Here is a 20,865-nt window from a genome sequence, read left to right as displayed (position 1 = left end):
TGGAAGCTTCGATCGGATGACACGATTGGGGCTGCCGGGTCAGTTTTTCTTATTTGGAAAGAAACAAATCGCTTCGGATGACTTCATCTAAAAGCGACCGAAAGCCGAATTGGTTGTCTCTCGAATTCGAGACAATCTTTTCGATTCGATCGCGATCAGCAAACTGGATGGTTTGGCCGGTAGCGTAAGTGACAAAGTGCGACGCAACGTTCGCGGCCAATCGTTCGTCCTTCTTCGCGATCAGGTTTCGAAAAGTAACGAAGGAGTCAAACGTTGACCCTTCGGGCATTTCAAAACTTGGGTCGACGGCGGGACCGGGTTTGTAGGCGTTGCCGCGTTTCTGCATGTAGCGTTCACGCCAACGGCCACCGGCGTCGAAGTTTTCAAGTGCAAAACCGGGCGGGTCGATATTTTGGTGACATGCGGCACAAGACGCATCGGCTTGGTGTTTGGCCAGCAATTCGCGAATGGTTTTCGCGCCACGGATGTCTGGTTCCACCGCGGGAACATTCTCAGGCGGTGACGGGATTTCGATGCCGAGAATTCGTTCGGAAACCCAAATGCCACGCAAAACAGGGGACGTATCGTTGCCCGCAGCGGTGACTTTGAGGATCGAACCATGGCTGAGCAGTCCACCACGAGGAGACTCGGGATCGACGCGAACCAGTTTAGTTTGGTCATCCAAATCAGCGATGTCGGCATCCGATTCGGTTAGACCGTAGTACCGCGCCAAACGAGTGTTGAGGAAGGTGTAGTCGGCGCCGACCAGTTCACGAATCGGGCGATCCTCATTCAGAAGACGCTGCAAAAAATGGTGCGTCTCGTCCAGCATGGCCGCTTGCACGGTCGGATCGAAATCACGAAACAACCGTCGGTCTGGTTCCGTGAAATCAATGTCAAGAAGGTCCAACCATTGGTTTGAGAAGTCGACCAAGAAATGCTGTCCGCGACGAGTTTGCAGCAGGCGGTCCGTTTGACGTTGGAGTTCTTCTGCGTCACGGAGCACACCTTGGTCGGCTGCTTTTCGCAAAGCAGCGTCGGGCATCGAACCGGTCAGGAAATAGCTCAGTCGCGAAGCGATCGCCCAATCGTCCAGTTTCCCAGATTCATCCGCGAATTCGGTCAGATACAAGAAACGAGGCGAGCAAAGCACGGCTCGATAGCCGGCACGCAATGCATCAATGAAGGTCGCACCGCTTTGCCGTTCTTCTTCGGCAAGTTGCAAAATGGATTCGATTGTTGATGCATCTGTCGGACGACGGAATGCGAGATCAGCGAATCGAACAATCGCCGCACGCAGTTCGTTTCGATCTCGTTTCTCATTGAATTTGTCGACGTTGACTTCCGAACGATTGAGCTCACGGTTGTAGCGAAGCGGAAGTCTGCCCAGCAAACGATCACGAGATTCTTTGCGGTCGCCACCGGGATAGATGCGTTTCATCTTCAGCGAGTGCATCGCCACGCCGGGAAGGTCTTGGTCTTCGCCTTCGCCAAACCCGACTTGGCCACCTTGGAAGCGTCCCTGTTTCAGCGTTCGGTCGGCCGGGCGGACTTCCAACATGTGCCCTTTGGGAAGCCACGCTTGGTAAGTCATCGTCTTGGGCTCGGCTTCGGCTTCAAAACTTCCGACCCACGACAACAGCGGAGCTCCTGAATTGCACTCACCACTTCGGACACTGCACCAAACGCCGTGGTCCTCGGGCATTTTTAGTCCGGACGCTGTCAGAGTGATCTCGTACCAACCATCCTCGGGAACTCGCGTCGAGGAGATACGACCGTAGAAGATCATTCCAGACGACCAAACCACGGCCAGCCCTTTCCGCATTTCAGGGTCGCGGTTTCGTCGGCCTTTGGGTTTGTTGGCAATCTTTTCAGGAGCCATGTCGATTTCCCAATCCGATGTTGGCTCCAGCACCTTTGCGAATGCTGCGTCGAGAGCCGCATCGACGACTTTCAAGTGAGTGCTCAATTGAAAGTGCGACATTGATTGCGCCGATGCCAGATGAACGTAGCCACCGACCCGTTGTTCGGGAGGCATCAAGTCTTCGAGTGGCAATTCGACTCGCAGCAGATCCTGCAGGGTACGAGACAATTGTTCGTTACTCAATCGGCGGCCTCGAACACGTCCGATGCGTCGTTGCTGGTCGAGTTGAAATGTCCGCAATTGATGCCGGAGTGGTTCGGTAAAATCACGAGCCATTTGCGGGTCGAGTTCAATTTCCTCGGGAGGAGGCATCTCACCCTTCTGAACTCGGTCGTGAATCGAAACCCATTGATTCAGGTTGGCGGCGTTCGACAAATCGGTCGACACCGAGTGGATGTCGAATCCTCCTTCGCCGGTGGAACCATCGTGGCAATCGATGCACTGGTCCTGCAGAAATTCCACCGCGCTGGCCCCGACCGCCCATTTATCGTGGGGTTTCGGATTGGCCGCGTTGGCGAGGGACGCAGAAATGGATGCGAGGCAGGCAATCCAGACAAAACCTGTTGCCAGCCGGAGGGGCGAGATCGGACGCATGAACCAGGCACGCAATGTTGGGTGGGAGGGAGGCGGGACGTCGCGGGAGCCGCTGGATTGCAGGCAAGTTTGGTGGGGAAACAGGCGTGCATGTCAGCGGCGGTGGACGCTAGGGGTGATTATAGCGAGTCGTCGGCTGGAAACGAGCGGAATTCGCCGTTCAAATTGCCCTCCACGGCAGCGTCTGGCGGCATCGAACCATTTCGCGTTTTGGGCGTAGCACCGTTTTGCTTTTCTATCGTTCTCTCTATTTTCTGAATTGCGCGAGATTTCATGTCGGCAACGATCGGACTCGTGCTCGCGGCCGCAGGATTGGCGGCACTGTTCAGTTGGTTGGTTCTGTTCCCGATCAGGAAGTTCGCCGCTCAGCTTGGGTTGCTGGATCGTCCGGGAGGCCACAGCAGCCACACCGTGCCGACGCCACTGGGTGGAGGACTCGGGATTTACTTCGGAATCCTGATGACAATCGCGCTCGCCACTTTGGCCGCGGCGTTGCTGAACGACCCCGAGTCGGTGCCGGCTTGGATCACGTCGCTTCGTAATCTGACATCGCCATCGATCGTGCCGGCAGAATGGTGGGACGCGGCGATGCTGCATGCCCCCGGTGTTTGGTCCCGCTGCGGCGATGTGTGGTGGTTGATCTTGGCGGGAACCATTTTGGTCGCGTTGGGCTTAGCGGACGACCGGTTTGGATTGCCCGTTGGATTTCGTTTGGGAGTTCAGTTTGGCATCGCAGCGGCGATCGTTTGGGGATTGAACATTGAGTTGTCGTTGTTCATCGACGGCGGATTGCTGACCAAGTTGTTGTCCGTCGTCTGGATCGTCGCCGTGATCAACTCATTCAATATGCTCGACAACATGGACACGTTGTCGTCAGGAGTGGCCGCGATCATCGCGTTTTCGATGGCGCTGGTGATGCTGACCGTTCCCGATCCGGGAACCGATCGACCTCAGTTGTTGGTTGCGTCGTTGTTGTTGGTCGTCGCCGGTGCGCTGATCGGTTTTCTATTTCACAATCGTCCTCCAGCAAAAATCTTCATGGGTGACGGTGGCAGTTATCTGGTTGGTTTCCTGATCGCGGTTGGCATGTTGATGGCAACTTTTGCCGCCGGTGATTCAGGTGATGGAACGGCATCGGGATGGGTTGGCAATCGACCGCATGCGGTGCTGGCACCTTTGTGTGCGATGGCGGTTCCGTTGTATGACATGACCACGGTGATTTGGATTCGCATTCGACAGGGCCGCAGTCCATTCCAAGGCGACCACAGTCACTTGTCCCACCGCTTGGTCGATCTCGGTCTTTCGCGAACCGGAGCGGTGGCAACCATCCATTTGATCACCGCGACATGTGGTCTTTCGGCTCTGCTGCTGACGCATGTTGGTGTTTGGCAAGCGATTGCGGTGCTGGGAATCGTGATGTGTTTGTTGACCTTGGTGGGCATCCTGGAATCCACGCAGTGGCGGCGGCCGGATAAGTGAATCGCAAACGCAAGAGCGGCGCACCCAAGCAATCATTCGACCAGGAATCAACGGTGGATTCGGTCGATGATTCCAAGACGGTTTCCAGAGGATCCCCCTTTGTCTCTGCCGGACCCGGTGGAATGGCGTCCGTCGTTTTGGCGGCGTTTGCTGGTTTAATGATGTGGGCGTTCTACCATCCCTCTGACTCGACGGAGGTTGAACAGGGAGGAGCGCTGGGTTGGTGTTTGTCGGCACTGCTGATCGTGGCGGCGGTGCAGTGTTTCGGTGCCGCCCGGTTGGTCATCTCTGGCGAACGCAAACATCATTCGCAAGATCCGACGAGTCGGAAACCTGGTTTGCTCATCGACGCGATTGTTTTGCTCCTTGCGTTGTGGATTGGATACGCGGCAATCTCACAGCTGAGTGTGCCCTCCGGTCTCAATGATCAAACTTGGCAGATCGGTGGCGACTGGCGATCAGCCAGCAACGAAGCTTGGGTTTGGATCCTCGGTGCGGTTTGGTTTGTGGTTTTACGGCGTTGTTTGCGTAATCGCATGAACCAACTTGCCTTGCTGGGTTTGCTGGTTGTCGGAGGAGTCTTGTTGGCCACGCATGCTCTGCATCAAGTGCATGTTTCATTGCCTCAAACCTTGCGTGAATACAACGCGGATCCCGAGCGAGTGTTGGCCGAAGTCGGTATCAACGCACCGGAAGGCTCCAACGCTCGGATGATTTTTGAGAATCGTCTTCGCGATGGTGGACCCACCGCGACATTTGCGTTGGCCAATACTCTGGCGGGTTTGTTGGCGATGGTACTGGTCGTTGTGATCGCCGTGCTGCTTCGAATTGTTGGTGAAGCTTTTCCTGGTGCTGCTGCGAAGTTGCGGTTTGGGCAACGTGTTGTTGAACGAAACAGTCCTGCCGGTGATCGCGACGGGAATTCATCGAGTCATGAACGTGATTCATTGTCGAGCCAACAATTGACGGCGTTGGGCGGTTTGGCTTTGGCCGCCGTGGTGTTGGCGTTGGCGTTAAACGACACTCACAGTCGCGCCGGGCTGTTGTCAGTGTTGATTGTTGGCGGATGCGTTCTGGTTGATTTCGTCTGGGCGAACGCGTTTGGACGACGAGTGGTTAACGCGTCGTTGCTGGCAATCTCAGCGGTGTTTGCCGCACTGCCTTTGGCGGCTCGAGGTTGGTTTGGAACCGGCTGGATTGATGCGTTGCCGGAATCGGTGCGATATCGTTTTCAGTATTGGGACGCGACTTGGCGGCTGGTCGAGTATTCGCCGTGGACCGGATCGGGACCGGGCAACTATCAGCAGGCTTATCATCAATTTCGATTGCCAGAGTCGCATGAAATTATCGCGGACCCACACCATTTTGTTGCAGAGACTCTTGGTGCGGGTGGATTGCCCGCTGGTGCCTTGCTCGTTGCGTTGTTGATTGTCGGCGGATGGCTGTTCTGGCGAGCGGAGTCTCCCGCCGATACTCCGTCGCTTGCGGAGCCTTCAACGAATGCGGCTGCAGTTCGATCGCAAATGCCGATGGTCGGGTGGTGCGTCCCGATTGGAGCATTCCTGGGTTGGTTGGCCGTTTGGGGCGTTGGGATTCGGAACCAAGAGTTGCCTGATTTCGACGCTCATTTATTTGCGATTCCGCTGGCTTGTGCGGTTGGTTGGTTGTGGTGGTTCAAGCTAGCCGATCTTGCTTTGATGGCGGAATCAGATGCGGATGTGATCCATGGCAACTCGGTCGTAGCATCGCTGTGGGATGTTCGCCGGATCGCTTGGTTTGCGTTGGCGGCGGGAATGATGCACCTCAGTTTTTCAGGTGGTTGGACAGTTCCGGGAATCGCCGTGGTGCTGTGGACGTTGGCCGCGATTGTTCTATCGCCCGCCCTAACGCCGTCACGTTCTGCATCACAAAGGGTTGCGAATGCCACATCCGGCAAAGGAGCGGAGACTGCTGTGATTGCAGCTGTGGCCGGGTTGGCTGCGGTTGCTTTGTGGATGGTTTCGTATCGACCCGTTGCCGAATCCAAACGTTGGATGGCGGAAGCGGATCTTCAAATCCGTCGAGGGAATCTGGCCGGGGTGGTGGAATTGTGCGAGCGAGCGATGGTAGCGGATCCGCACTCGTTCGATCCTGCGATGTTTCGACTGCATGCGTTGGAACAGGATTGGGTGCAGCGAGTCGTCGCGAATCGCGATGCGACCGACATGGCGCCGCGATTCAAGGACGCATTGACCGACGCGATCCAGCGAGCGGGGAATGATCCTTCCAAACTGCAGGCGATCGGGGAGCTGATGCTTCATCGTTACCAGATTGGTGGCCAAACCGAAGTCCTCGCCCGGGCCGGAACGATTTATGATCGCTGCCAATTACTTAGTCCTCAACATCAGGGGATTGCGGCACAGCGGGCCGCGATCGCGGAGGCGGAGGGCGAATCAGCAGCAATCGTAAGCGACTTGGCAGAAAAAGCTGTCGCGTTGTCGGAAGCCGGCGGTGTGGTCACGCGAAAATTGTCGTTGCAGTTCGTCTTGGTTGTGCGGCCGATCGGATCGTCCGCCGTCCGGCAACCAGTTCGGCAATCGGCGGAGGAAGCGATGGACTCTCTGCGTCCGTAACGGCGGAATTGTTCAGCAATGAACCGTTTGGAGGTACTGGGCGTACTCCAGCGGTGATTCTTGATTTTTCTTTTCTCGTCGTCGTTTTGCCATGAAAACGTTTCTCGTCTGTTTGGTCGTTGCCGGAATCGGTGCCGCGATTGCTTACAACATCAATGAATCCAGCTACGGCCGTTACGAGCCTCACTTTGGACCCATCGATTTTGATGGCGAAACCACGGCCGCCAATGCGATGGCGTCGCTGAAGAAGGAATGGAGCGAGGACATTCCGAAAGTTGAATTGCCCGATGGCAATGAGCACGATTTCGGAATCATGCAGCCGGAAGAAGAGGGCGAGCATGTCTTCCGAGTCAAAAACGTCGGCGATGCACCTTTGACGCTAAAAATTGGGGCGTCGACCTGCAAGTGCACCGTCGGAACGCTGGAAAACGAAAGTTTGGCACCTGGCGAAGAAACCGAAGTGAAAATGTCGTGGACGGTCAAAACCAATGAAACCACGTTCGGACAATCGGCTGAACTTCGGACCAACGATCCCACTCAGGTTGCGATTCGGTTCGAAATCACCGGCAAAGTCGTTCGCCAAGTCCAATTGGTGCCTGAGACGTTGACGTTCAAAGAGGTTGCCTCGGGCGAACCCATCGATCTGGAGCTGAAGGTTTACAGCTACATGGGCGATGAAATCGAGTTGGGGCAACCACGATTCACCAGCGACGAGATGAACGAACTGGCTGAATTTGAAGTCACTCCGATGGAAATTGAGGAAGACGACGCGGAACACGCGGAAGCGACGCAGGCGTTCTTGGTCAAAGCCACCATCGCTCCCGGGTTGAATCAGGGGCCAGTCAGTCAGAATTTGGTGATGCCGTTCAATAAGGTCGGCGAAGAGAAGGCGTCGAACGATGTGGAAGTGAATGTGGATGACGAATCCGACGCGGGCACCACAATTGTCGCGGCAGTGACAGGCCGAATCGTTGGCGTGCTGAGCATGCTCGAAAGCACCAAGCTGAAAGGCGTCACCGGTGGGGGGTACATCTATGACTTCGGAAAGATCACCGAAAATGAGCCGCAAACGGCCAAAGCCTTTGTCGTTTTGAAAGGCCCCGAACGCGATAAAACCAAGCTTTCCGTTGGCAAGGTGACTCCCGAGGGTGTCGTGTCAGCTCAATTGAACGAGCCGATCCAGAACGGGTCGATGTCGTTGTATAGCCTCGAATTCACCCTGACCCCTGGTGACGAAAAAATCGATCGATTGGGCATGAACCGAGAAGACTATGGATTGGTGACGATTATGTCCGATAACCCCAACGTGCCTTCCATGAAATTACGCCTGAAATTTTCGCTGCCGGCGCGTTAAGATAAACGGGTCGCGTAACCAAGGGGACCATGACGATGTCGTCGCTGCGATCGAATCAAAACATCCATGATGATCGTGGTCCCTTGTGCGTTGGACGTGAAATGTCGGAAAGAAGCTCTTTCAACGCCGTTGATCAGGCCCGGATGAATTCGCTACGCACCCATTTTCGCTGTTTGTCGACCCAGTTTGGTGCGAGAGCAATGGCTTCTGTAAAACGTTCTTGTTGGTCATGCATGCTGGCCATCCTGGGGGCGTCTTCGATCACCTTGTCGGGGTGCAATCCTTTGCTTCCGGTGGCGGAAAAATTTGAAAGCGATGAGGTGAAGTCCCTGTCGCCACCCGAATTGGTGGCGGTCAAACCGGTTGCCGTTGATTCAGCGGCTGACTATCAGGGGCGAGTCCAATTGCCGTCGGATGATTGGCGGTTTGCTCGAAACCAACCACTCTCGTTTGCGACTTCCGCTTCGTTAGATTCGATCGGCGAGAAACCCGGATCGGCACAACAATCCGACGAACTCGTTGATCGCGAATTGACATGGACGGCCGAAACCGAAGAGCCTCAAACGCCGAAGAAGGAAAAACCGGGCAAGTTTGATGGTGAAATTGACATCAGCCAGATCGATACGAGCGAAGACGCTCAGTCGGAGAAATCCGCCTCGGATTTGGGTAGAGTCGAAATCGTCCCAACACCCGTGGCTCGAAAAGAGATTGAAGCGGAGGTCGTTCCGACTCCCTTAGGAATGCCCGAGAATCATCGTTCGGCTGATGATTCAGGTTCGGCGATCGATTTGATTTCGCCTGAAAAGATGATTGCCAAACGCCCGGTCAGCGATGCGGAAAGTTCAGCGGCTGAGCGATTGAGTTTGCCGGCAGAAGCGGATGCTGCTTTTCAATTGACGGGGCCTAATTTTCCGATCATCGATACCTTGATCGACGCTGAATCCGTTGGTGGCGGTCAAGAACCGGAAGACTACAAGACTTGGCCGAAGCCGCCGCTGACGCTTTTTGTGACCGGCCAACAACATGGCTACATCGAGCCTTGTGGTTGCACGGGTTTGGAAAATCAAAAAGGCGGCGTCGCCCGCCGAATGACGTTCCTGAAACAGCTTCGCGAAAAAGGTTGGGAGATGGCTCCCATCGACGCGGGAAATCTGGTCCGGCGTTATGGCCGTCAGTCCGAGATCAAATTCCACCGTTCGCTCGAAGCTCTTCGCAAAATGGATTACGTCTCCGTGGGTCTGGGCCCCGACGACGTTCGATTGAGCGTGAACGATTTGATTCAGGAAGCATCGCCTGGAGATCCCGAGGAAGCAATTTATGTCTCGGCCAATGTGATCCCGTTTGATCGTTCCTTGATGCCATCGCATCGCGTTGTTCGAAAAGGCGGCATGACGTTGGGTGTCACAACGATTTTGGATCCGGACTCGTTGGAAACGAAACTCAGCGACGATATCCAGTTGGTCGCTCCGGTCGACTCGGCCAAAGAAGCTTTGGCATCGATTCAGAAAGAGAACCCCGATTACACCGTTCTGACGTTTTACGGTGACGAGAAGACGGCGTATGAGCTGGTTCGAACCGTTCCTGGTTTTGACCTGATCGTGATCGCGGGCGGATACGGCGAGCCAACCTATCAACCGCAGTCAATTGAAGGTTCAGAAACGAAGGCGATTTTGACCGGCGACAAAGGCATGTACGCTGGGCTGGTTGGGTTGTATCCCGATGGGCCAATTCGCTACGCCCGTGTTCCGCTAACTCATGAGTTTGAAGACGCTCCTGAGATGCGAGCGTTGATGAAGGATTACCAGTTCCAACTGCGGGATTTGGGCTTCGACAACTTGGGGCTCAAGCCTATCCAGCATCCTTCCGGCGAACAGTTTGTTGGTGCGGAAGCCTGCGGCAAGTGTCACACAACCGCGTACGATATCTGGGAAGGATCCGCTCACTTCGAGGCGACCGAGCATCTAGTCAATCCTGGTGAACGTGGCGACGTTTCTCGTCACTTCGACCCCGAATGCATCTCTTGCCACGTGACCGGTTGGAACCCGCAAGGGTATTACCCGTACGTTTCCGGGTACCTGGGGTTGGAAGTCAGTTCGCATTTGCATGGCAATGGTTGTGAAAACTGCCACGGTCCCGGTGCGGCTCATACGAAAGCCGAAGAAGCCGACAGTGGTGTCAGCGACGAAGAGAAGGCTCGTTTGCGGGAAGCGATGAAGTTACCGCTGGATGAGGCCCGCGAAGCCTGCATGAAGTGCCACGATTTGGACAACAGTCCTGACTTCCACGCCGATGGTGCGTTCGATGATTACTGGGCAGAGATCGAGCACTACGGTCTTGATTGACCGCTAGGCGGGAAAGCCGCTGGATTGCAAATTTGCAGTTGTAGGTAAGCTTCGCTTTGTTGGCTTCAAAGCAGTGGATGCTTGGAGCACGCCTCGCTTTGTGCCAAAGCATCGGCTGGGTTGCCAGGTGATAACCTGGCCTACGCCTTTGTTACAAAGCATTGGCTGGTCGCCAGGTGAGACCTGGCCTACGCGGATGGCGATCGTGATACGATTGGTTGTTTAGGCGGCGACGGTTTCTAGTTTGGCTGAATCCGAGCGGTCGCCACCGGCTAAGTTTGATGCGTTGTCTTCCAACAATCCGTCGCACATTCGGTAGCAGCGATCTGCCGTTTCAGCGATTGAATCGTCGTGGGTGATCATCACGATCGTCAATTCGTCTTCGCGGTTCAACTCGCGAAGCAGACTCAGGATCGTCGCTCCGGTTTCTGTGTCTAAGTTTCCGGTCGGTTCATCTGCGAGCAACAGCTTGGGGTTGGACATCAACGATCTTGCAATGGCCACACGTTGCATTTCGCCGCCCGACATTTCGGATGGTTGGTGATGGCTTCGAGTGAGCAATCCGACTCGGTCCAGCATTGCTTCGGCGCGAAGTCGCAAAGACTTGCGATCGCGAAGGTAACCCAGAACGCTGCGGCGAATCATGGCGGGTGCCAAAACGTTTTCGATCGCGGACAGTTCCGGCAGCAAATGATAGAACTGAAAGATGATTCCGATCTGTGAGTTGCGATATTGGTCCCGACGTGCACGACTTTGGTTGTCAATGCGAGTTCCATCGAACCACACTTCGCCCGAGTCGGGTTGGTCGAGCGTCGCCAGCAGGTGCATCAACGTGCTCTTGCCGCTTCCGCTTCGTCCGACGAGTGCTGACATTTCGCCCGTCACAAATCCAACATCAATGCCGCGAAGAATCGGCAATTCGATCTTGTCCTTGTGGTAACTCTTGCGAATTCCACGGGCTTCCAACAGCAGTTCAGGCGAGGAATGCATGGATCAATTCGTTGGTCGAAGGGAGGGAGATTGGGGAGAGTGTTTGAATGATCGATCGTTGATCACTCGAAGCGGAGGGCGGCGACTGGATGCATGCGGGCGGCGCGTATAGCGGGCAGCACGCTGGCAGTGGTTGCGATCGCGATCGCGCCAGCCATCACCCATGCCAACGTGAATGGATTGAGAATCGTGGGGATCTCGGTGAAGTAGTAAACGGTCGGGTCAAAGACCTCTTGGCCGGTGATCTTTTCAATCACCGAGGCGATGTCATTGATGTTGTGGACAAAGGCGATTCCGCCAATCAAACCCACTCCACTGCCGACGATTCCCAGCAGCAAACCGTAGCTGAGGAAGATACTCATCACGCCGCTGCCACTGGCACCGAGTGCTTTCAGGGTTCCGATGTCGCGAGTCTTTTCCACAACGATCATGAAGAACGTGGCCAAGATACCGAAGCCTGCAACCGCGATGATCAGGAACAACAGGATGTTCAGAATGGTTGTTTCCAAACGAACGGCAGCCAGCAAGGGGCCCTGCATGTCCCGCCAAGTTTGAATGCTGTAGGCGTAGGTGTCCGGTGGGAAACGTTGACGCAGTGCATCGCGAACGGCATTCAAGTCCGCTCCTTCGATCAATTTCAACTGGATGGTTGTGATGCTGGTAGTGTTAGAGATTGGATCGATCATGCCGCGGAAATCTTGCAGTTGATCCAAACGCACGAAAGCGAACGTGCTGTCATATTCGCTCATGCCCGACTCGTACAAATCCACCACGGTGAACTTTTGGTTGACAACTTTGGGTTTGTCAGAGGCATTCGGGAACATCAAACGGACATCGTCGCCGGGGCGGCAATAATAATGATCGCGAACGTTGCCTTCAGCGTCTCGTGACTTATTGCTGCAGGTTGCGATTCCCAAGATGATGCCCGGGTATTGCTCGGTTTCGGCATCGAAGTACACGGGCGAATCGCCGGCGCCATCTTCACGAAGCCCTTCGGGGAGTGCCGTTCCGATCGTGGGGCCACCAAAGCTGATTGACGGTCCGTCGGACTCGACCATTTCGGTTGAGTCTTTTTGGGGTTTGCCACTGGCCAGACGTGCGGCTTCTCGGCTTAGTTCAGCGATGCGTTTGCGTTCGGCCTCGAGGTACTTTTGTTCGCGAGCCCGTTTTTGACGGTGTCCCCAACCGGAGTGAGGGAATCCTTCACGAGATTCCTCGTAGCCGTCTTCTCGCAAATCGAAGCTGACCGCGGTTTTGTTTTCGGGATGCAACAGGTAGCGGCCGAAATGGCTGACGTTGTCATAGGTTTCGGCATCAATGCCGACGAGATTGACGTGATGCGTGATCAGTTGTCCGTTGAAATCGATGCCGAGCATGCTGGGGACATGGACGCTTACTGAAGACCCGGCAATTTGATCGCCAACGATTCGATTGATCTCGTCGAGGTGAGCGTCAGGATCAGGCATTCCGCCGGAGGCGTGGCATTCGATCACGATGTCCGAGGCCAATCCGTGGAGGCGTTCGTGCATTTCCGCGGAGAACCCAGCCATGACGCTGTTGACGACGATCAGCGTAGCGACACCCAGCGTGACGCTGATGATGGAGGCCAGTGCGATGTAGCGGGTTCGCAAATAGCGAAAACAGAGCAGCAGTCGGTACATCCGAGTTCCTTCTCAAGGGGCGATCAAAAGGATGATCGGTTCGCGCGATCGGTACGGTCCTTCGTCCCAAGGGGTGTTTGTAGCGGTCTGGGGGAAACCGCGACAACGTCAATCTGTCGAAGTTGACTCAAGTCCAGGGTTTGAAATGCCGACACGGGTACCGCCGGACAAATACCCTCGCCGGAAATTGAAATTGCCGTCAAATCCGTCTGGGAAGAGCCGAAGCCATCTTTTCAAGCCTGGCGGATTCGCCTACATTCTCGCCCTCTCGAAATTCACATTTCGATCGGCGGCATAGCTCAGCTGGTTAGAGCAGCGGAATCATAATCCGCGTGTCGGGGGTTCGAGTCCCTCTGCCGCTATCAACGGGCCTGACAGCCCGAGATGATTCAAGCCAAACCCTGCGAAAACTGGGGTTTGGCTTTTTTCGTGCGTCTGTTTTTCCGGTCGTTTTGCCGTTCTAGCTTCGGGTTTGGCTTCGCTCTTTTTGGCTGTCGCGAGAACGGTGTTCGCGGAGGAGGACCAGCGAGAGTCATCCGTGGCATCATTTCGTCTCGAGTTCCGCTGTCAGCCCAAGTTCTGCATTCCCCCGATCTTCAGTGTTCCATCGTTGAAGCAGTTGCTCGGCAATTTCTTGGTGGCCCTGTTCGGTCAAGTGAATCCGATCACTCCGGAATCGTTCTGGATCTTTGGGCTCGTCCTCCGCCTTTCCCCAGGCAGCAGCGACGTCCACCAAATATGCGGATGAGTTGGTCTCCGCGATCTGCCGTACGACGTCGTTGTACTGACGATGTGTTTGCGGGATGTTGGCAACTTCTTCGGAGCTCATCCCATAGAACTGGCCAAAAAATTCGTACGACCAGGGTGGCACCTTTCCTTCCCGATAGGCGGAAGGTGCGGTGATGAAAATCACCGGCAAATCTCGCTCTTTGACGTTCGCGAGGATCGCTTGAAGATTTTCTCGATAGTGGTCCAGCGGAACGCGGACAGGCGCGTCGCGAATTGATTTCAGTGGTGCAAGCTTTGTCCGCAACGCGTACATGCACCAGAAGATTCGAGACTTGCCCAACCAGGTGCGTGCGCGATCGCTCAAAATTTGACGCTGCATCGTGTCCTGATCGGTCTGGCCGTTGAGCGACTTCCAGTGATCGTTCCATCCGAAATAAACGAGGACCACGTCTGGTTCCCACGGCCACAACGTTTGCAACCGTCGTTCGCCCTGAAAAGATGTGTAGCCAGGGCAGCTGGCGTTGGCGACTTCGATTTCACGGTTGGTCGATTGCCGCAAGAGATCTGCGAATCGAGCCGGATAGACTTTCTCGCCAAGAAAGCTGCATGAGTCACCGATCACTCCGATTCGGTAGGCACCATCCTCTTTTGACTTCTGAGACGGAGCCGGCAGACGTAGACCGTCCGCCCCCGTGAACGGTGTGTCGGCGATTGGTTTCCAAAACAAATTGGGATCCGCTTCGAACAGAGGAACGTCTTGATAAAACTCACCCTCCCGTTCAATTCCGTCTGCATCGAAAATCGGAATGCCAGTGTCGTAACCAAATCGAAGCACACCGATGGCGGGTGGCTCGCCAATCCTCGCCGCACGCAACACGAGTTCAATCGTTCCAAGCACTCCCACAACAAATACGAAGGAAAACAGGATCTTCTTCCGAACCGACAGTTGTGGTTTGGACGGTGAGGAGGCTGAACGAGGGCTTGGCGAGGACATGACTCACTTTGCAATGCTGCGGAAACGGTTTGGTAGGCTTTCCGTGCCGGGGTGCCATACGATGATGCTACTCCGGCTTGAGCGAAACGTGAACGTAGGAACCCTGCTCGGTAAACGTCGCGAGCAGCATCGCCTCTGGAGCGTGGCTGACATTTCTGGATCATCGAAGCAGCCGGAGCACCGCGAATGCGTCCGTTATAGCGAGCCACGCCAGTTTCTCGAATGAATCTGTATCATTGATTGGACTCTTATCCCACCACGATCAAGAAACCATCAATGAAGTTTTCGCCATTTGTCGCCGCCATTTTGATCCTGCTATCGCTGAACGAATGCCATGGCCAAGCGCCAGCAGTTCAGGATGGAGATGCGAACGCAAAGTCAGAAAGCGACGCGACGAGTCGACGTCCCAATGTCATCGTGATTCTCGCTGACGACCTAGCAGTGGGCGATCTCGCTGGTGGCGATGGTTCTCCCACCAGAACACCGAATCTGGATCGGTTCGCCAGCGAGTCAATTCAGTTCTCGCAGGCTTACAGTGGATCATGCGTGTGTGCACCCGCGCGGGCGGCATTGTTGACTGGACGGTATCCGCACCGCACCGGCGTGGTGACCCTGAACATGAACAGGTATCCGGAGATGACTCGCCTGCGACGTGACGAAACAACGATCGCTGATGTCTTGAAAGATGCTGGCTATGCGACTGGACTGGTTGGAAAGTGGCATACCGGTCGAGGCGATGGCTTTCATCCACTGGATCGCGGTTTCGACGAATTTGAAGGCTTCTTCGGTTCGGATGATGTTGGCTACTTTCGGTATCCCTTCTCGGAGCAGCGGCAAATCAGCGACGTCGATGAAAGCTATTTGACCGATGATTTGAACCGCCGAGCGATCGAGTTTGTTCGTCGGCACCACGAGCATCCGTTTTTTCTGCACCTCGCACACTACGCTCCTCATCGTCCACTTGAAGCACCGCCCGAAGTCATCGCTCGGTACCGCGAACAAGGTTTCGACGAATCCACTGCGACTATCTATGCCATGATTGAAGTGATGGATCGCGGGATTGGAGAGTTGTTGGCGGAGATCGATGATTTGGGATTGTCCGAAGATACCATCGTCCTCTTCGCGAGTGACAACGGCCCCGATCCGTTGACCGGCGAACGCTTCAATCGCGAATTGCGAGGCACCAAGTATCAGGTCAACGAGGGCGGCATCCGAGTGCCTTTGTTCGTTCGCTGGTCAAAACGGCTTGCTCCCGGACAGCGTGATCAGATGGTCACGTTTGTTGATCTGATGCCGACGATCCTGGATCTTTGTCGAGTTGATGTTTCCATGCTGAATCGACTGGATGGCGAAAGTTTCGTGCCGGTTTTGGAAGACGCATCGATCGCACATTCGACGATGCGGTTTTGGCAATGGAATCGAGCATCGCCAAACTACACACACAACGCGGCGGTCCGGCATGGGCGATACAAGCTTGTTCGACCCTACGTGACGCGAGGTGCCAAATTGAAAGACTCCACCGAGCCGAGTGTTTTGTTTGATTTACAAAACGATCCGACGGAATCACGGGATGTGTCGAAGCAATATCCCGACATTGCTGAGAGGATGAGTCGCGAGCTGGACCGATGGTCGGCAAGCGTCGAAACAGACCGGATACGTCCTGTGAAGATACCGCGAGATGTTCAATGAACTCTTCGCTGGCCACTGCAACTTGTTTGCTTGAATTAGCGATCAACCGATGCGGCATCGTATCGGTTGTGTCGGCATTCTGATGTTTGCGGCGTGCTCCACTGTTCATCCGTAAAGCATCGCGTGTGAAGTTATACGGTCTTTGGCGAGGACAAACCGCCAATTGCGTGGATTCCCTTTGCGGCTGTCAGCACAATCTGTGCGACGACGAGTTACAATTGCTCCTTCAATAGGGGATGGCGACCACACCTCGCGGACCGCTCTGCCTGAGCGGGGCGATTGGTGCCGGGTGGTCAACGAATGATTCGTGGCGATGGGGACAGGAATGGCGGGCAATCCGATTGAATATCAAATGCCGGGTGGATCATCGGGGCGAAAACGATGGTCGCAACCGCTGATGAGTTTGCTTGCTTGGTTAATGGTGAGCGGGCTCACCACGAGCCTTGGCTTGTCTCGAAATGCCCAAGCGGACTACGCGATTTATCAGATTCCGGGAACGGATGCGGGTTTGTTGCTGGAAGGCGAGACGAACTACAACCCTGGCGGGACGGTCACCTTTCGCCATCCGCGAGGGTCGCTGTATTTCAACGCTCGGGATCTGCAAGTGATCCAAACGCCGACGCGTCAAACGATCTTCAAACGCAAGTCGGGGAAAATCCTCAGCGAGAAGACGGTTGAGAACTACATCAAATTGGCTCAGTGGGCACTTCAGCACGGAATGTTGAAGGAGTGCAAGTCTTTGCTCAGCGACGCATGGAAGTTGGATCCGACGGACGAAAAAATTAAAAAGTTGGCGTCGTTGATGGTCCACATCAATCGTCCGGTTCCAAACAATTCTGCCAGCGAGGCTCATGTTCGAGATCTGATCGGTGGAAGTCGAATGGAGATGTCGCGGAGCAAGCATTTCGCATTGTTCCACGACCCGCAAAGTGAAAAAGACGCGGTGACCAAGATGACTCGCGCGGAAATGCGTCTGGAGTTGTTGGAGAAGGTCTACGAGTCTTACTTCTTAACGTTCGCACTTCGTGGGTTTTACCTACGGCCGCCAAACGAACCGCTCAACGCCGTTCTGTTTTCAGAGCACAAAGATTTTCTCTTGATGGAACGACGTCTCGAGATGGGCCTGAAACAAATTGCGGGCTTTTACCTTCCCGAGGAAAACGTTTCGTTCTTTTACGACTCCGGCACCACCGAGGTCTTTTTGTATCTGAAACAGTTGACGGACAAACTGGATGAAATGAAGGAGCAGGCCAAACGGACTCGGAGTCCGAACGCTGCTCACATCATTCGGTTCGCTAACACGGTTTCGTTGTTGATCGACATTGAACACGAGAGCGAAGACGTTGCTACGGTTTCGCATGAAGCGGTTCACCAACTTGCCGCCAACACGGGTTTGTTTCCGAGGGATGGCGTTTTCATTCGATGGGTTCACGAGGGATTGGCGTCGTACTTTGAGTCATCGAAGTTGGCGGTTTGGAGTGGTGTGGGGGTGGTGGATCAAAATCGGATCAGCTACTACCGCGCGTTGGAAGGCGATCCCGTCCGCGGCAGTGTGGAGTTCATCGTTTCGGATCTTGGGTTCATCGTCGAAACCGCTCTTGGCGACCAGCTTCCCGCATACGGACAAGCATGGGCCCTGACGCACTACTTGTTCACGGAGCGATTCGATGAACTGATTCGGTTTTATGGCAAGTCACGAAAGATTCCGGTGGACACGCCCCCGAAGGAGAAGGGAATGGAACTCGTCGAGTTGTTCAATGAATGCTTTGGCGACCGTGTCACACTCGAATTGGAGTGGCGTCGTTACATGCGAACGTTGAGGACAGACATGGAACAATTGGCAGAGGAATTGTGAGGATGTCGAGGATTGGCAATTGGCATTGCTGCGTGATCGGGATGATCGCGGGAACGCTTGGAATGCTGAACGTGGCTTCCGGTCAAGACGTCGTTTACACGCCCGCCGTCGGTCAAACGTTTGACTATGGAATCGAATACCGAATCGTTGAACGAACCGAAGGCGAACGCAATCCAATCATGGTGCGGCAAAGATGCCGATTGCGATACGTGGTGAAGAGCTCCGATTCCGAGGAATGGTCCGGGACCTACCAAACGATTCCCTTCATGGGAAACAAGCTTGCGAACAAAGGTGCGTTGGCGAATTACCATCGACGCACGCGGGAGTCTTATGAGGCGGGACCAAACCATTCATTTGGGTCGCCGCCTGGTGATCCAGGGATGGCTCATTTTCATCAGGCCGCCAGCCAGCGGGCAGAAGCGGTGCGAATGGAGCAACAGCGTCGAACGCTTTACGAGTTGGAACGGTATCCAGGGCTCTTTCAATTTTGTGGGGGCGAAATCTGGTGCACCACGTCCGGAAAGATTCGAGGCAAGGGGGCCAAAGGCGAACTCCCCTTTGCCACCGGTGCCATCGCGGGATTGATCTTTCTGCAGTTGCCCGAAGATGGCAAAACGACGTCTGGATTCAGTTCTCGTAGTGAGAGCGAGTTGAATTTTGTTTCATCGGACAATGATCAAGTTGCGACGTCGAGAATCTCAATCTTCTCGCTGATGACTCCACGGGATCCGATGAAAGAAGGCCAATTGGCGTTTGATCGAGAAGTCGAAATCGCTGGTGGTGTTTCCGCTGGAAAGCAACTCACACTTTCAGGTTCTGGGATGTGGGAGTTCTCGCCTGAAATGGGCATGCCGTATGCCGGTAGCGTCGACTACAAGATCGAAGGAGCGAGTTACATCGGCAAAGCAACCCAGTTTGATTTGCGAGTTGGGTTTCATTGCCTCGATCCGGTTCGAGCGATGTTGTTCGACCACGATCTGCTTCCCACGATGGAGGCTTTTGACGCCACCAATTTGCCGCGACTGACTTCGAAGCAACAGTCCGAAATGGCAAAGTATTGGGAGCCGCGGTCCAAGAACAGTGTGTTCCGTCCCGATCGGTCTCTAGGAATTCAGTTCACGCGAATCGCAACCAGCAGCGCACCTCCGCCGGCGAATTCAAAGTTGCAGCGGTTGCTAAAGCAGGAACTCGATGACGACTCTGATTGGAAAAACGACGTTCAATTCGAACAAATCTTGAGCCGTTGGGATTCCATTCGGAAAGCCGCGACGAAGTTCCCGCGTGAGTGGTCGGACCCCAGCGGTACGTTTACCATCAAAGCGATGTTGCAATCGGTGGGGAAGTCGGACGTTTCGCTGTTGAGGCTGGACAATCGACAAACCATCTCGGTGCCGCTCGAAAAACTCAGCGAAGAAGACGTTGAATTCGCTCGGACGTTTGGCGTTCAGGCACAATGACGAATGATCGTGTGGATCACGGATCGTTTTTGATTCCCAAGCCGTGTTGTAGCACCATCTTTCGCGAATAAGCGAGCACTTCGACACCGATTTCGGTCACGATGATTCGACCTTTGGCGAGCCATGAGCTTGCGAAGGACCACACGGCGATCCATTCGGCCCAGAATAAAAAGTTGTAGCCATTGAGCCAGTCCTTCCAGTCCTGAGGGACAAGCAACATGTAGCCACCCATGGCGAAGGTGATCAACAGAATCGTCAATCCGCTGGCACGAAACGCCATCGAGCGTTCGAACAAATGGGACTCGGCTTCACGCTTGGAATCGCGAGGAAAGTGGTACAGCGAGTAAAACGCGAGCGTCGTGAAAAACACGCCGCCACTGAACGTATGGACGTAGCCCACAAAAGACTTTTGAATCAATGGATCGCTGCCATAGTCCAACGGAAACAGAGCGATGCCGATCGCCGCGACCGCACCAATATTCGCCGTCCAGTTCTCGATCCGGTCGTATCCGCGATAGCAGAATAAGAAGATACCAATTGCGCAAAGCGTTCCTACAAACACGTCCCGCAACGGAGTGTGATAGTAGCTGCTCATGTTTTCTTGGATTTCGATCCCGAGCAGCATGCCACCGGGGCCCAAAACGAGTGGCAGCACCAAACCGCTGAGCCCAATTGCTCGTCGAATATCCAGGTACGACAACACCAGCCGATCCATCATCGTGGCGGACGAATCGTTTGGAGGTGATGTCGAATCAGAAAGGCTCATCAGGGTCTCTTGCACCGTTGCGGCGGTCGACAGGTGGTGAAAGTATGTGTCAATCTCTTTCCATCTTCGGTTCGTGTCCAGGGTCCAGCCGGATCCACAATGGGCGGGAGACAAAGTGGGAAGCCCAATCCACCGGCGAATCTGCTTACAATGAGCATCAGCGAAGCATCTCGCCCTGAGTCGATCTCTGGCCGTTGCTAGTCGAGTTGGCCGAGAAGCAAGCTCAGTTGTCCCACCTCCATTCCCTCCCATCGATCGATTGGTCTTCGACGCTCTAGACATCTCCGCCAATGATGCAGGCTGTTGGTTCACCGTCTACTGCGGTGGCGGCTGCAAGAATGGAGATGATCTCAGTCGAAGCTTCGAAGACCATTTGCCAATCGCAGTCGTCGCACGCTTGGTCCTGCACGCTTCATAGC

12 protein-coding genes and 1 tRNA gene are annotated in these 20,865 nt (G+C 54.8%); 8 read left to right on the top strand and 5 right to left on the bottom strand.

The window, feature by feature from the left end:
- Nucleotides 1–49: 49 nt before the first annotated feature.
- Nucleotides 50–2,518: a DUF1592 domain-containing protein gene (locus RB_RS14100; protein ID WP_164922019.1), complete on the bottom strand. Its 2,469-nt coding sequence runs from the start codon at nt 2,516–2,518 to the stop codon at nt 50–52.
- Nucleotides 2,519–2,791: 273 nt separating this feature from the next.
- On the opposite strand from RB_RS14100, the gene RB_RS14095 reads away from it, so the two are divergent.
- From RB_RS14095 to RB_RS14080, 4 genes are all read left to right on the top strand, one after another.
- Nucleotides 2,792–3,997 carry an MraY family glycosyltransferase gene (locus RB_RS14095; RefSeq protein ID WP_011121149.1) on the top strand — a complete coding sequence of 402 codons (1,206 nt, stop codon included), beginning with the start codon at nt 2,792–2,794 and terminating at the stop codon, nt 3,995–3,997.
- Nucleotides 3,994–6,609: an O-antigen ligase family protein gene (locus RB_RS14090; protein ID WP_011121148.1), complete on the top strand. Its 2,616-nt coding sequence runs from the start codon at nt 3,994–3,996 to the stop codon at nt 6,607–6,609. Before RB_RS14095 ends, RB_RS14090 begins: the two co-directional genes overlap by 4 nt.
- A 91-nt stretch (nt 6,610–6,700) precedes the next feature.
- Nucleotides 6,701–7,963 carry a DUF1573 domain-containing protein gene (locus RB_RS14085; protein WP_011121147.1) on the top strand — a complete coding sequence of 421 codons (1,263 nt, stop codon included), beginning with the start codon at nt 6,701–6,703 and terminating at the stop codon, nt 7,961–7,963.
- A gap of 29 nt (nt 7,964–7,992) precedes the next feature.
- Nucleotides 7,993–10,305 carry a multiheme c-type cytochrome gene (locus RB_RS14080; RefSeq protein ID WP_011121146.1) on the top strand — a complete coding sequence of 771 codons (2,313 nt, stop codon included), beginning with the start codon at nt 7,993–7,995 and terminating at the stop codon, nt 10,303–10,305.
- Between the two features lie 222 nt (nt 10,306–10,527).
- On the opposite strand, the gene RB_RS14075 is transcribed toward RB_RS14080, so the two are convergent.
- A complete protein-coding gene (locus tag RB_RS14075) occupies nt 10,528–11,295 on the bottom strand; it encodes an ABC transporter ATP-binding protein (RefSeq protein WP_007331945.1) in 768 nt (255 codons plus the stop codon).
- A 62-nt stretch (nt 11,296–11,357) separates the two neighbouring features.
- Nucleotides 11,358–12,956, bottom strand: a complete 1,599-nt coding sequence (locus RB_RS14070) for an ABC transporter permease (RefSeq protein WP_011121144.1) — start codon at nt 12,954–12,956, stop codon at nt 11,358–11,360.
- 288 nt (nt 12,957–13,244) lie between these two features.
- Between RB_RS14070 and RB_RS14065 the strand changes: the two genes are divergently transcribed.
- Nucleotides 13,245–13,318: transfer RNA gene (locus RB_RS14065), tRNA-Met, on the top strand.
- A gap of 182 nt (nt 13,319–13,500) precedes the next feature.
- Here the strand turns inward: RB_RS14065 and RB_RS14060 are convergent.
- Nucleotides 13,501–14,679 (bottom strand): SGNH/GDSL hydrolase family protein, encoded by a 1,179-nt coding sequence (locus RB_RS14060; protein WP_011121142.1) that lies wholly within the window; start codon nt 14,677–14,679, stop codon nt 13,501–13,503.
- Between the two features lie 276 nt (nt 14,680–14,955).
- Between RB_RS14060 and RB_RS14055 the strand changes: the two genes are divergently transcribed.
- The 3 genes from RB_RS14055 (at nt 14,956) to RB_RS14045 (ending at nt 19,680) form a co-directional block, all read left to right on the top strand.
- On the top strand, nt 14,956–16,368 hold the full coding sequence (locus RB_RS14055; RefSeq protein WP_231845642.1) for an arylsulfatase: 1,413 nt from the start codon (nt 14,956–14,958) through the stop codon (nt 16,366–16,368).
- Nucleotides 16,369–16,693: 325 nt separating this feature from the next.
- Nucleotides 16,694–18,223, top strand: coding sequence for a DUF1570 domain-containing protein (locus tag RB_RS14050; RefSeq protein ID WP_011121139.1), 1,530 nt, complete (start codon nt 16,694–16,696; stop codon nt 18,221–18,223).
- Between the two features lie 2 nt (nt 18,224–18,225).
- Nucleotides 18,226–19,680, top strand: coding sequence for an SHD1 domain-containing protein (locus tag RB_RS14045; RefSeq protein ID WP_164922018.1), 1,455 nt, complete (start codon nt 18,226–18,228; stop codon nt 19,678–19,680).
- A 16-nt stretch (nt 19,681–19,696) separates the two neighbouring features.
- On the opposite strand, the gene RB_RS14040 is transcribed toward RB_RS14045, so the two are convergent.
- Complete coding sequence (locus tag RB_RS14040; protein ID WP_164922017.1) at nt 19,697–20,461, bottom strand: DUF998 domain-containing protein; 765 nt, start codon at nt 20,459–20,461, stop codon at nt 19,697–19,699.
- Between the last annotated feature and the right edge of the window lie 404 nt (nt 20,462–20,865).

Origin of the sequence: Rhodopirellula baltica SH 1 (genome assembly GCF_000196115.1) — a bacterium.
GTDB classification, from domain to species: Bacteria; Planctomycetota; Planctomycetia; order Pirellulales; family Pirellulaceae; genus Rhodopirellula; species Rhodopirellula baltica.
The sequence above is the reverse complement of the archived record's forward strand: the minus strand, read 5'-3'. Positions and strand labels throughout refer to the sequence as shown.

Coding starts and splice junctions, on each gene's coding strand:
- RB_RS14100 (WP_164922019.1), bottom strand. CDS start 2,518: ATGCGTCCGATCTCGCCCCTCCGGCTGGCAACAGGTTTTGTCTGGATT.
- RB_RS14095 (WP_011121149.1), top strand. CDS start 2,792: ATGTCGGCAACGATCGGACTCGTGCTCGCGGCCGCAGGATTGGCGGCA.
- RB_RS14085 (WP_011121147.1), top strand. CDS start 6,701: ATGAAAACGTTTCTCGTCTGTTTGGTCGTTGCCGGAATCGGTGCCGCG.
- RB_RS14080 (WP_011121146.1), top strand. CDS start 7,993: ATGACGATGTCGTCGCTGCGATCGAATCAAAACATCCATGATGATCGT.
- RB_RS14075 (WP_007331945.1), bottom strand. CDS start 11,295: ATGCATTCCTCGCCTGAACTGCTGTTGGAAGCCCGTGGAATTCGCAAG.
- RB_RS14070 (WP_011121144.1), bottom strand. CDS start 12,956: ATGTACCGACTGCTGCTCTGTTTTCGCTATTTGCGAACCCGCTACATC.
- RB_RS14060 (WP_011121142.1), bottom strand. CDS start 14,679: ATGTCCTCGCCAAGCCCTCGTTCAGCCTCCTCACCGTCCAAACCACAA.
- RB_RS14055 (WP_231845642.1), top strand. CDS start 14,956: ATGAAGTTTTCGCCATTTGTCGCCGCCATTTTGATCCTGCTATCGCTG.
- RB_RS14050 (WP_011121139.1), top strand. CDS start 16,694: ATGGCGGGCAATCCGATTGAATATCAAATGCCGGGTGGATCATCGGGG.
- RB_RS14045 (WP_164922018.1), top strand. CDS start 18,226: ATGTCGAGGATTGGCAATTGGCATTGCTGCGTGATCGGGATGATCGCG.